A 13,288-nucleotide genomic window follows, 5' to 3' on the forward strand; every position below is an offset into this window, starting at 1 on the left:
CTCTTTAGCTTTATATTATTTAATCTATATCTCTTATAGCCTTTCTTATAAACATATAATGTATAGCAGAGGATATAATAAATACTATTAAAGTTGCATATGCAGCTCCTATACTTCCATATTTTATTATTAAAACAACGTCTAAAATTATATTTGCTATACCTGAAAAAACTGCATTTATAAAGTTTGCTCTAACTAACCCTAAGCTAGCTAATATATTTCCATATGGTATTCTAAATGTCCCTGCAATTATATAACCTACCATTAATACATTAAAACAATGAATTGCATCAAGATATTGTTTTCCAAATATTGATAATATAAATTTAGCAAATACTATTCCACCAATACCTATAACTACATTAATTAATAATAATACTTTTGTTAATTGATTTACTCTGTTACTTACCCATTTTTTATCTTTTCTATTTTGAGCAAAGTATGGGTATGCAAAAACCATTATAGAGGTTGGAATAAATATTAAATTAAAAGGAATTGTTGTTGCAACCTTATATGAAGCTAAAATAGCTTCATCCTTAGTAAAAATGCCTATAAGCTGAGTATCTAATAAATATAGTATTTGTGACATTGCATTAGTTAAAACTGTTACTATAGAGTACTTTAAAAAGTTTATTTTATTAAAATCACTTTTAATAGATATTTTCTTAGATGCGAATATATCTTTTCTTATAAACCATGTACCTAATATAATAGTTAATATATAAGCTATATACATTCCAGCTATTAATCCATTAACTTCCATAGTTAATGATAATGAAACTGTAAAAATAAAATATACAATAGTATTAAAACTTGTTAAAATACTAAACTCAGTATTTCTAAATGTTGATCTTAAATATACTTGTATTGCATTAAATACAACTGAAAAAATTGGAACACATGAAAGTAGCATTAAACTATTTCTACTTTGCTCTATAGGCAACTTCGCAAATAATGCATAAACAAAGACCCCGATACTTAATAGAATATTAACTAAAACTCCAATACCTATTCCATATTTAAAGACACCTATCTTTTCCTTTTCATCTTTGGTTATACTACAATATTGTAAAATCCCTGTAGTTACACCTGCTCCTTCAAATAATAAAACAAAACTCATAATATTTTGAGCATAACTAAAAGCTCCATACTCTGTTTTAGATATTATTCTAGTTAGTGCTACCATTGTAACAAATTGAACTATTTTATTAATTACATTTGCACTAAAAATTTGTATAAGACCTTTTTTTAATAATGATTTTATATCTTCTAAATTCATATCTTGTTTATCCTTTTTATAAATTGTATTAATGTCATTACCTGCGTTTTTTCAGTTATACTTCCATTTTGGTAAATTTCTTTACAATCATTTTTAAGCTCTACATATGGAGATAAAACATCAATATTTTCCTTTAAATACCCATTAATAAATTCTCTTAAACTTTCGTTATTATTATACCATTTATCAAATGGATTCATATTATTACTCTGTGAAGAATGCATTTGAATTCTTGCATCTAAAACTCTAAAAACCTTTCCTGCAAATGTACCCATAAACTTTGCATTAGCTGCTGTAGGTTTAAGATTCCATTTTTGCCATTTATATTGAGTAGCCTCTGGATAATGCTTTTGTATCATTTTTAAAAATATATTTTCTTTATACTTATATTTTGGCTCCATTCTACTACAGTATGAAACTGCATCATAATGAGTAAAAGGCTCACAAGTTTCTACTTCATCTAACATACTTATAGAACCATTATAAATAGCATTAATTCCTCTATTGTAAATAGCAAACTTTTCTTCATTTCCATACTTATTTCTTATTTCATCTTCAACATGTGCTACTTTATTAATTAATCTACTAGAGTATGCCCAATTAATCAATGAAGGCTTAGTATGATTAGTACCTTCAATATAATCACCGTGCATAACATCTGCTAGATTTCCATTATGTAAAAATCCATATGGTTTTAAGTTAATACTCCTTGTTGCATCTAAAAGATGTGCAGCTCCAGAATATATAATTTGTCCAAAATTAGCATCTACTGCTGATTCTATATCTTTTAGGAAATTACCATTATTTAGACTTTTAAATATACTTTCAAAATTTAAATCTGCTGCTATTTCTCTTGCTATTTTTTCATCTCTTGAATAGTTTTCAGAAAAAGTTAATGTAGTTATATCACTATAACCTAAAGATTTAGCCGCAACCCCAATAATTCTTGAATCTAGTCCTCCACTTAAATAAGATATATGCTTATATCCATACTCATTATCTTTATTAAAGGATTGTTTAATAGAGGTATTAAATAACTCATACATATTATCTATTATTTTATCTTCACTATCAGTTAGGTAGTTTTCATTATCTAAAAAATAATATTGATTTTTTATAATAGAATTATTTTTATAAGTTATTATAGTTCCTGGATCTATCTTTTTAATTTCTTTTATTAATGTTGTATCTAACAACATATATCCAAAAGTTAATAGGTAATAGGCTCCAAGCTCATCTAACGTAGCTTCTAATTTAAGTTCTTTTAATACCTTTATTAAGTCAAATAAATCACTACTAACAATAAAGGTTTTGCTTTTGTCATCAAAATATCTATATACAGGTTTATTTCCTAGATGATTTGTGAAAACATTCCACTCTTCTTTTTCATAATCATATATTAATCCATAGAAATTCCCACGTAATTCATCTACAAATTTTATACCTTGCTTAATATACATTTTATTTATTAGTTCAAAGTTATCTTTAGCTATATATTTCTTTTGTAATTCATTGTTATTTAATATAACTCCATCAATAGCTACTAATAAATTATTATCATCTTTAAATATTTTATCTTTATAGAATTTCCCGTTAAAATTTTTATATATTATAAAATTATCTTTTTTTATATAATCTTTAGTTAATAAATTTTCTTCATTAAAATCTATCTCTGTAACTACTAGCGTTGTACCTCTCATATAGCCCATCCTCCATTCTAAAATCCTTGGTCTTACTTGCCATACTTGTAATACTTATTTCTTATTGTATCTGCATAATTAAATACAATTCCACTTAGATTTCCTTGAACATTTCTAATTAATTCTAAGGATTCTCTAGCAATATCTTTTTTAATACTTTCTGCTTTAACTACTAATATAACCTCATCAGCCTTTGTTGATAATAATTTTGCATCTGTTACTGCTTGCAAAGGTGGAGTATCAATTAATATATAATCATACTTTTCTTTTGCTTCTTTAAGTAACTCATCCATTTCTTTTGAATCTAATAATTCTACTGGATTTACATTTTTTTCACCTGCTGTTATTATACTAATATTTTTATTTATATTTTTAACTACATTTTCAAAGGATTTTTCACCTAATAAAAGTTCTGTTAATCCATTAGTGTTTTCTACATTAAATAATTTATTTATAGATGGTTTTCTTAGGTCAGCATCAATAATTAATACATTTCTATGTGATGAACTTAATGCCTTAGCTAGATTTGCAGTTGTTACCGAACTTCCTTCACCTATAATTGAACTAGTTACTAATAACACCTTATTATCATTTGATTCTTTTTTATATTTAATATTGGTAGCTAAACTATTATAGGCTTCTGTAATAATTGTTTCTTCTCCATAACCATTTATAAATTCCATTGATTTTTTTGATTTAACATGTGGAATACTTCCTATAACTGCTACCTTCAATTCTCTTTCTACTTCACCTTTAGTTCTAAATGTCTTATTTATACACTCTAAAACAAAAGCTATAATAATTCCTAATCCTAGACCTCCAACTAAGCCTATTAATATAAGCATTTTATTATTTCTTATATCTGTTTTTTCTATAATTCCTAAATTTTCTTCTATAGATACTTTAGCATTTTTATTATATTCATTAGCTACATCAATAAATTCATCTCTAATAGCTCCTAATACTTTTTCAGTTTGAACTTTATCATCACTTACGTATTTTATTTGAATAAAGTCTGATTTATCTATGTTAACCAATGTTAATCCTGATAAAACTTGTTGTGGAGTTAACTTTAAATCAGTTCTTTTTAAAGCATTTTCTGCAAAATTTCTTGTTTTTATTAATTCTATGTAATTTTGAATCAAATTTTGATCCTTTTTAATTTCAATATTATTTTCAGTTATAACAGCTTCATTTTTTACAAAAACTTTGAAATTCCCTTGATATGTAATTACTTCATCTGAGTTTCTACTTACAAACATAGCTAATATCCCTGTAAATATCGCAAATATAACAATGGATTTCCATCTCTTTAAACATCCTATTAAAATATCTTCAAATTTAATCATTTCTGGTTCCAAATTTTTCATCCCCTATTCATAATTTTATAATTCTATCAATAAATTATTATAACATTGGAAATTATTTTATGTAAGCCTTTTAATAAATTTATAATTATCCTTTACACAATTATAATATTTCCATAAATATGTATATGTATACCTTTATTATCTTTAATATTCCCTATAAAATACAAAACAGGGGTAAACCTTCCCCTGTTTTAAAATTATATAACATCACTAACTTTTTTTATTAATTTAATGCAATTTTTTATTGTAGTATCTGTTTTATCTAATTCCGGATTAAATTCTACAAAGTCCATAGACTTTATAAGCTTAGTTTCAAAAATTCTACTTATAAGCTCTTCACCCTCTTCAATACTAAAACCATCTTTAACTGGTGTTCCAGTTCCTATAATTTCTTTAGGATCTATAGAATCAATATCATAACTTAAATGTATGTTGTTTATCTTAGTTTTTCTTAAACAATCATATAATTCCAGACATAGGTTATCTAATCCAATTTCTCTAATTTTTTTTCTACTCCATACCTTTATCTTTAATCTATCTATTAATTCAATTTCACCTGGATCTAAATCTCTAGCTCCAATTATAAATACATTTTCTGGTTTGACTTTAACTCCTTTAAAATATAAATCAGTTAATTTACTATCTCCAACCCCAAAGCAAGCTGCAAGTGGCATACCATGAACATTTCCTGATAAGCTTGTCTCAAATGTATTTATATCACTATGAGCATCAACCCATATAACTGCTAAATCATCTCCAAAGTACTTTGATACCCCTGCAATACTTCCTGCTGCTAAGGCATGATCTCCTCCAATAGTTAAAGGAAATGCTCCTGCTGATAAAGAAGAATATACTACTTGAGCTAAGTTTGTATCTATTTCTACTATTTCATCTATATATTTTGCATTAACTCCTGCTTCAAAAGGATTTTTTTCTATTTCATTATTTATATATATATCACCTAAATCATAAACATTTCTATCTTTCGATTTCAAAATATCCATAATACCATTTTCTCTTAAAACCTTAGGTCCATTTTCAACTCCACGTTTATCACAACCATAATAAAGTGGTACTCCAATTAAATTTATATCCATTATCAAGCCCTCTTTCAAATTTTATTTTTCTATTTTTCTTTATCTATTATATACTAAAACTATTTTTTTTAAAGATGTTTTTGATAATACCTAAATAATAATTTTCAAATAAAAATAAGAGAGCTTATAAACCCTCTTATCCTAACTTATTTATTTCTTTATGATGCCTTTATATATTTTATTTATATATTCAAAATTATCTTCTACATTATAATTATCTTCTACATATTTTCTAGCATTTAGTGACATTTTTTCTCTAAGCTCATTATTAATTAATATTTCTTCTAATTTATCTGCTAAATCATCAGCATTTTTTCTTTTAGCTACAAGACTTGTGAAACCTGGTTTTGTTGATTCCATAAGTCCCCCTACATCAGATACTATAACTGGAATTCCACAAGCTTGTGCTTCTACTGCTGCTACCCCAAAACTTTCACTATCTAAAACTGATGGAAAAACAGCTACATCAAAACTTCTAAAAGTTTCTGCAACTTTTTCTGGATTTAAAAAGCCTAAGAATTCTACTAAACTATCAATTTTAAGTTCCTTGCAAAGTTTTTTAAGTTCTGCTTCCTTACTTCCTTTGCCTGCAATTTTTAATTTTAGTTTAAGATTAGGATTTCTTTTAACAACTATTGAAAATCCTTTAATTAAATACTCTATACCATATTTATCTTCTAAAGTCTTAATTGTACCAACACATAACTCATCTTTTAATTTGTTATCTTTAGATGGCTTAAATTTATTAATATCTACTCCAAATGGTGTAACTAATATTTCTTTATCTGTATATTTTTTAGTTTCTTCTGCCATTGCCTTACTTGTAGATAAAATAGTATCTGCCTTTTTCAAATTATATTTAACTAATGATTTATGAATAAATGATTTCTTAGGGAAATCATATACATCACTTCCCCAAACTGAAACTATATATGGTTTGTAATTAGTTAGTGACCCCATAAGACCATAGCTTGTAGCATAATGAGCATGTAAGATATCTGGATTAATATCATTTACTATTTTTTTTATATTAGCTATATTCTTTAAATAATTTATTTTTAAAAATTCATTTTTATTTTTGCTAATTGTCATATCCATGCTATAAACTTTAACGCCTTCAATTTCTCCCTTATTTAAAGAGATTACTGATACATCATATCCTTTATCTCTAAAAAAATAACATAACTTTTTAGTATGTATACTATTAGCGTCACCTAAATAACATATCTTCATAATACACCTCTCTTAACTTAGAGAAGCAAATCTATTACCTATAAAAGTAATTTATTTGCCACAATTTATATAAAAATTATACTATTAATACTTTTGATTGTCCATTAACAAATTTATTTTTTGTTATTTTTTTCCATTTTTCTTTTTAAAACTTTATTACAAAGTGAAATTAATTTCCTTAAAATATCTCTATACATAAAAAACACTACTATAATACTAAATATAGAAATTAATATTATTCCTATATTAAATGTATTAACACTTGAATATGCTGCTAATATATATACAGCTATAACACTTACTGCAAACCTTCCCAATGCATAGTCAACCTTATAAAATCTTTTTGCAAAATATGTTCTAGCACTAAAGAAAACTACATATGATAAACCTGTAGATATTGCTGCTCCAGTAGCACCATATTTAGGTACAAGAATCAAATTTCCAATTACATTTGAAATTGCTGAAAATATAGCTATATAAATATGATATTTAGTTTTTTTCTTAAAGTTAATTCCTAAAACTGTTGTTTCTGATATAGTGTACATTATAGGCATTAGTACTAAAAATGGAAATATAAATTGTGCACCTGAATATTTACTACCTAATAATGCTACTATAATATCTTTACAAGATATTAATCCAATAGATAATACTAACATTGCTAAAGAAACTATCTTATTTACCTCTATAAAAAATTCTTTATTTTCTTTATCCTTTGAATATTTTTCATAAGCTACTGGAGTCCAAAAAACAGTAAATGCACTTTGAAATACATTTAATAATCCAATTATAGTCATTGCTCCAGCATACAATCCAATTTCCTCATATCCACTAAACATTTTTAATGAAACCTTATCAATTGATTGAAAGACCCATGTTATAGCCATAGAAAATATAAATGGATATCCATATATTATAAGTTCTTTGTTAGTAATTTTAGGTTTATTACCTTTATTAATTTTAAACCAATCATTTCTTTCATAAATTATTGCAACAATTCCCATAATAGCATTAGAAAATATTGCTGATAACACTAGTACAATATAATTATTTTTAAATATAGAAAATAATATTAATGTAAAAATTAGAAAACAACTTTTATTAATAACTGATAAAAATGAATATAATTTTCCTCTTTGCTTCATTCTAATATGTATCATAGAAAAATTTGAAATTATACTAAAAATGCTATGTAATAAAATTAATACTACTAATAAAAAAGATGTTTCTTCAATAATAAAATTAGAAACAAACTTATACATTATAAGTAAAATTCCTCCAACTATAAAATTAAAAGTTAATGGTAATTTTACACACTTTCTTAAATAAAGACCTATATCTTCACTACTTTCTTCATGATAATATCTTACATAAGCTTGATCTATCCCCATCATCATTACTAATATTACTAATGTTGTAACTGTATTAAATAAATCATACTTCCCGTACTCTTCTGGTAATATAAGTCTTGTAATTATTGGAGATGATATAAAGCCTAAAATAAGAATAAAACCATTTCCTATTGCAAATTCTAGAAACTTTTTAAACAAACTAGTTTCCTTCTTTTCTTCCATTAAATTAACCTCCAAAATTTATCTTAAAAGTTTTTATATTATCTTTTAATAACTTCTTTATATACATTCTCTAAACTATTTACTATTACTTTAGGACTAAATTTACCTTTTATATATTCTGAAATATACTTACTATCAAATTTTTTATAATCATTAAATACACTTGTCATAGCTTCTATAAGTGCCTCTTCATCTGATACATTTATTATATATCCTAGATTTTCATTAAAAAAATCTTCTGGCCCTCCACTTTTAGTTGCTATTATTGGTAAACCACAAGCCAATGCTTCTATATAAGCAACTCCAAATGTTTCATATAAAGTAGGTAAAACAAAACAATGAGCTTCATTTAAATATGTAGCTAAATTTTCTCTTTGAACGCTTCCTATTAATTTAACCTTACTTTCTAGCTTTAACTTAATTATTAAATTTTTAAGATTATCTTTTTCAAATCCATCACCAATAATATATAATTCTACATTATCCATATTATTAAAACTTTTAAAAAAAGCCTTTATAGTTAAATCAACACATTTATTTTTATTTAAAAAGGAAACTGATATAAATCTAAACTTATCATTCTCTTTGAGTCTTTTTGGAGTAAACTTTGTTGTATCTACTATATTCGGAATTACTTTTATATTATTATTGGTAAATTTTCTCATTTTATCTTTTAATTTTTTACTTACACTTATAAGACAATCTGCATTTTTGTACCCATTACATAAAAGCTTTTTATTATAACCATCAATATTATTATTTAAAACATTTGATGAGTGTTCTGTAATTACATATGGGATATTATATTTATCCTTTATTATTTTTGCAACATATCCACCATATAATCCACAGTGAGCATGAACTATATCTGGCTTTCCATATTTCTCAACATATACTTTAAAAAGTTTTATACTTTGCTTAATCCATAAATTTATCCCAATACTATTTCTCATCATAAAAATATTCCATCCATGAAGCCTAATAGTATTTACTCCTGATTCATTAGTTTCTGAAATCTGAAAGTGATTTTTTCTTACGGTATCTATATTTATTCCAGTCACTCTTCTTGTTTCACTATATATAACACCAACTTTATTTCCATGCTCTTTTATTGCAATTGCTTGTTCTTTATAAAAGGTGCCCCTAAGTATTGCATCTTCTGTTGGATAAGCTGATGGTATAATTAAAATATGCATAAATCCTTACCTACTTTCAATAAAAATTCATCTTTTCACCATAATTTTTCTTCTACAATTATAGCATATAAAAATAAATATGGTATTCTTTAAAACTTATATCACTAAAAAACATAAAAAGACTTAAGCTTTTTAATAAAGCTTAAGCCTTTAATAAGTAACTATCTTATTTCATTAATTCCTAGAGAATATAATATTGAATCTGCTATTAAAGCATTACTTCCTAAAACAAATACATCTGTTGCTTTAGGTCTAATTGTTTCAATTACTGATTTTACAACAGGTTCAGCACTATATCTATGTGTAAGTACAACAAAGTTTCTATTTTTACCTGCTAATGCTGATACTGATAATGCATCTGGATAATCTAATCCTGAAGCAATATATACTGTACTTAAGTTTAGTTCATCTTTAAATCTATTTAATATCTTTTCATTTGTTTCATATCTATCTCTTCCACCTAGTCTTTCTGTATTAGGAAGACTTTGTTGAACTCCATCTGAAATCACTCCACTTGATCCTATAATAAAGGTTTTATTTATACCTTTATCATTCATGTAATCTCTTACTTCTTGAGGTATAGCATTCTTTTCTGTCAAAAGTATAGGACTGTTTCTTGATGCTGCAATTGGTGATATTGATAATCCATCAGCAAAAGTTAATCCACTTACTATCACCGCTTCTCTAGTATCCGAATCTAGTTGTTTTGCTATTTCAACTGAGGTTTCATATCTATTTCTTCCACCTAATCTTTTACTTGATACTCCATTTTGTGAAAGTTCTTGCTCAACAACCTTAGGAATAACTCCTTCTCCGCCTACTATAAATACATTTTTCACACCTTTTCTTTTAATTACTTCAAGTAATTTAGGCTGGCTAGAAAGGCTTTCTTTTGATGATAATAATATAGGTGCTGAATATTTTTCTGCTAAAGGTGCTGCACTTAATGCATCTGGATAATCTAAACCTGATGCTAATACTATATTTTCTGATGATTCCCATCCTTTATCAAAAACATCATAAGAAGTTTCATATCTATTTTTACCAAATATTCTATCTGCTACTAATCTATTAGCTGGATTTAATTCTATATTTTTTCCTAAATAAATCATAGCTCCATCTGCCATAGCATTAGCTAACTTATCTTGATATTCTTTATTTTTCATATTGTTAGCTTCCTCTACATTAGTTAAGAAGCCACATTCTACTAAAGCTGCTGGCATATTAGTTTCTCTAATTACATGGAAATCAGCCCACTTTGGCCCTCTATCATTTGCCCCAGTATAACTAATTAACTTATTTTGTATTGTCCTTGCTAGTTCCTTATCTATATCTTTCTTATAGAAAGTTTCTATTCCACTAGCACTTGTTGGTTCTGCAGAATTAATGTGTACTGAAATAAAAATATCAGGATTTACAGCATTTGCACCTCTGCTTATATCTGCTAAAGAAACAAACACATCTGACTCTCTACTCATTAAAACTTGTACACCTTTTGCTTGCAATTTACCTTTTAAATTTTGAGCAATCTCTAGAGTTATATCCTTTTCTATAATTCCATTACCACTTGCTCCTGGATCTTTTCCCCCATGACCTGGATCAATATATACAACATATTGATCTCCAGCTCTTTGGCTTGGTGCCATATAAGCTTGTACCATATCCCTTTCATCAGCTACATATACTTCTTTAACATGGTACTTATTTTGTTTTTGACCTACTATAAAAGTAGTTCCCCCTGCTACTGCTATTAATTCACTATTATTCCTAATAGCTATAACATTTTCATTTTTTGTAACCCAAGCTATACCATCATTACTAATATTTAAACTTTCATTTACTCTCATAGAGATGCCATCTTCAAATATTATATTTTCGCTTCCATATTCTGAAATAATTTGTTTTAACATTTGCTCTACTTCATAAGAACTACTCCCAGCTTTCGCCAAAATAGTAAACATAGGAGTAATAAAGTTAAGACAAATTGCAATAATAATAGTCGATGCTATAAACTTAAATCTTTTCACATTTTTTTGCAAACTATCCCATCCCTTCCTAATTTTCATCATTTTTATATAAATACATTTAAATTATATCCCACAAGGTACTATTATTCAACCTAAAACCAATAATAAAAAATCTAATTTCATTGGTTATTATTTCATAAATTTTATAGTATAATTAAATATGTTAAATTTCTACATATTTATGTATTACATATTTTAAATTAATTAATCGAGGTATTATATATGAAAAGTAAACTAATTAAAGTTATTATAGCTACCTTTATACTATCTAGTGGACTATTTTTAACACCAAAAGCATTAAATTTAGACTATATTGCTGGGAAAAATAGATATGAAACAGCTGCTATGATATCAAGCAAAATGAATTATAACACCGCAATATTAGTAAATGGACTCGCTTTAGTAGATGGACTATCTGCAAGTGGTTTAAGTGGTGCTTTAAACGCTCCTATTTTATTAACAGATAAAAACAGTATTCCCGATGTAACACTTTCTCGCATAAATTCTACTCATACAATATATCTTGTCGGAGGTAATGGGGTAATCTCCCCTAGTATAGAACAAAAACTAAAAAGTATGGGGAAAGAAGTGATACGACTTGGCGGAAGTGATAGATACTTAACTTCCCATGTAGTTGCAAATGAAATTGAAAGAATTAAAGGAATTCAAGAATTATATTATGTAAATGGACTTACTGGACAAGCAGATGCTATGAGTATAGCTCCAGTTGCTGCAAGTACTGGAAATCCAGTAATTTTAACAAATGGGCAAGTTCCTGGATATTCTAGAAATGTATTCTCTTACTCTATAGGAGGAACAGGTGTATTATCCTTATCTTTTGATGCCTTTACCCAAAGATTTGATGGTAAGAATAGATTTGAAACTAATAAAAAAGTAATTGAAAGATTTTTTCCAAATAGAACTCATGTAAACTTAAGTAAATCTCTTGAATTAATAGATGCCTTAACAGCTTCAGCATTAAAAGAACCTGTAGTTCTTATAGATGATACATCTGATAAAACTCCAATTGCAGGATCTCATAGTGCAACTGTATTTGGAAACATTAGTCAAGTTGCTGTAAGTCGTGCAAAAAGTTATATTTATGGTGAAAAAGTTGTATTCTATGTTCAACATCAAGATGATGAAACAATCTTTGCTGGAAGTGCTATTGTTGATGCAATTGCATCAGTAGGTTCTGATAATGTATATATTGTTTTAGTTACAGAAGGTGAAAATACAGGTGTTTTCCTTCAAGATAGATATAAAAATCTTACAGAAAAAGAGAAAACTACTTTAAGAAATAACGAGTTTTTAGCTGCAATAGAACGTCTTGGAATAAATAAAAATAATATAGTTTTTCTTAACCAACCTGAAAATAATATAGATAATACTGTTATTATTAATAAAGTTTTAGAGTTTGAAAATAATTTTGATAATGTTTCTCATATTGCTCATAGCTATAAAAATGATATACACCCTCAACATCTTAAAACTGGAACTTTGGTTTATGATCTTTATAAGAAAGGTTTAATAAAAGATGTTAGATTCTTTGGTAGAAAAACTTATGATAATCAAAAAAGTAATCTTTTAATCGAAAGTGTTTCTGATAATGAATTAGAAAAACAAAAGGTTTTGAATGCTTGTGAAGAATATAAACTTGATAATAAAGATATGGTAAGAGAGGGTATTGGTTTTAAATCTGTTTCATCATTATTTCTTCCACTTATGAACAGTTCTAATGTTCCATCATACTTGCATGAACCTGATCCAATTAACTAATAATATATTAAATATCTTGTAATTATTTATTAC

9 protein-coding genes are annotated in these 13,288 nt (G+C 26.3%); 1 reads left to right on the forward strand and 8 read right to left on the reverse strand.

The genetic code is table 11. The annotated features are described in order from the left end of the window. Positions 1-19: 19 nt before the first annotated feature. The 8 genes from ACYQ1T_RS03075 to ACYQ1T_RS03110 form a co-directional block, all read right to left on the reverse strand. Positions 20-1,279: an oligosaccharide flippase family protein gene (locus ACYQ1T_RS03075; RefSeq protein ID WP_459831633.1), complete on the reverse strand. Its 1,260-nt coding sequence runs from the start codon at positions 1,277-1,279 to the stop codon at positions 20-22. Beyond that, on the reverse strand, positions 1,276-2,979 hold the full coding sequence (locus ACYQ1T_RS03080) for an asparagine synthase-related protein (RefSeq protein WP_459831636.1): 1,704 nt from the start codon (positions 2,977-2,979) through the stop codon (positions 1,276-1,278). Before ACYQ1T_RS03080 ends, ACYQ1T_RS03075 begins: the two co-directional genes overlap by 4 nt. Before the next feature lie 32 nt (positions 2,980-3,011). Further along, positions 3,012-4,340: a tyrosine-protein kinase domain-containing protein gene (locus tag ACYQ1T_RS03085; protein WP_459831638.1), complete on the reverse strand. Its 1,329-nt coding sequence runs from the start codon at positions 4,338-4,340 to the stop codon at positions 3,012-3,014. A gap of 206 nt (positions 4,341-4,546) precedes the next feature. Next, positions 4,547-5,446, reverse strand: a complete 900-nt coding sequence (gene rocF, locus ACYQ1T_RS03090; RefSeq protein WP_459831640.1) for an arginase — start codon at positions 5,444-5,446, stop codon at positions 4,547-4,549. A gap of 150 nt (positions 5,447-5,596) precedes the next feature. After that, positions 5,597-6,679 carry a glycosyltransferase gene (locus ACYQ1T_RS03095; protein ID WP_459831643.1) on the reverse strand — a complete coding sequence of 361 codons (1,083 nt, stop codon included), beginning with the start codon at positions 6,677-6,679 and terminating at the stop codon, positions 5,597-5,599. A gap of 113 nt (positions 6,680-6,792) precedes the next feature. Beyond that, entirely contained in the window at positions 6,793-8,253 is a 1,461-nt protein-coding gene (locus tag ACYQ1T_RS03100; protein WP_459831645.1) for a lipopolysaccharide biosynthesis protein, read from the reverse strand. A gap of 38 nt (positions 8,254-8,291) precedes the next feature. Next, the gene (locus tag ACYQ1T_RS03105; protein ID WP_459831647.1) at positions 8,292-9,449 is read right to left on the reverse strand and encodes a glycosyltransferase; all 1,158 of its coding nucleotides are present in this window, start codon (positions 9,447-9,449) and stop codon (positions 8,292-8,294) included. A gap of 161 nt (positions 9,450-9,610) precedes the next feature. Then, positions 9,611-11,518: a cell wall-binding repeat-containing protein gene (locus tag ACYQ1T_RS03110; protein ID WP_459831649.1), complete on the reverse strand. Its 1,908-nt coding sequence runs from the start codon at positions 11,516-11,518 to the stop codon at positions 9,611-9,613. Between the two features lie 180 nt (positions 11,519-11,698). On the opposite strand from ACYQ1T_RS03110, the gene ACYQ1T_RS03115 reads away from it, so the two are divergent. After that, a complete protein-coding gene (locus ACYQ1T_RS03115; protein WP_459831651.1) occupies positions 11,699-13,255 on the forward strand; it encodes a cell wall-binding repeat-containing protein in 1,557 nt (518 codons plus the stop codon). The last annotated feature ends 33 nt before the right edge of the window (positions 13,256-13,288 follow it).

Source organism: Clostridium carnis, assembly GCF_054657435.1.

Bases quoted from the DNA above. Each gene is read 5' to 3' on its own strand.
- ACYQ1T_RS03075 (WP_459831633.1), bottom strand. From the start codon at position 1,279: ATGAATTTAGAAGATATAAAATCATTATTAAAAAAAGGTCTTATACAA.
- ACYQ1T_RS03080 (WP_459831636.1), bottom strand. From the start codon at position 2,979: ATGAGAGGTACAACGCTAGTAGTTACAGAGATAGATTTTAATGAAGAA.
- rocF (WP_459831640.1), bottom strand. From the start codon at position 5,446: ATGGATATAAATTTAATTGGAGTACCACTTTATTATGGTTGTGATAAA.
- ACYQ1T_RS03095 (WP_459831643.1), bottom strand. From the start codon at position 6,679: ATGAAGATATGTTATTTAGGTGACGCTAATAGTATACATACTAAAAAG.
- ACYQ1T_RS03105 (WP_459831647.1), bottom strand. From the start codon at position 9,449: ATGCATATTTTAATTATACCATCAGCTTATCCAACAGAAGATGCAATA.
- ACYQ1T_RS03115 (WP_459831651.1), top strand. From the start codon at position 11,699: ATGAAAAGTAAACTAATTAAAGTTATTATAGCTACCTTTATACTATCT.
- ACYQ1T_RS03110 (WP_459831649.1), bottom strand. From the start codon at position 11,518: ATGATGAAAATTAGGAAGGGATGGGATAGTTTGCAAAAAAATGTGAAA.
- ACYQ1T_RS03100 (WP_459831645.1), bottom strand. From the start codon at position 8,253: ATGGAAGAAAAGAAGGAAACTAGTTTGTTTAAAAAGTTTCTAGAATTT.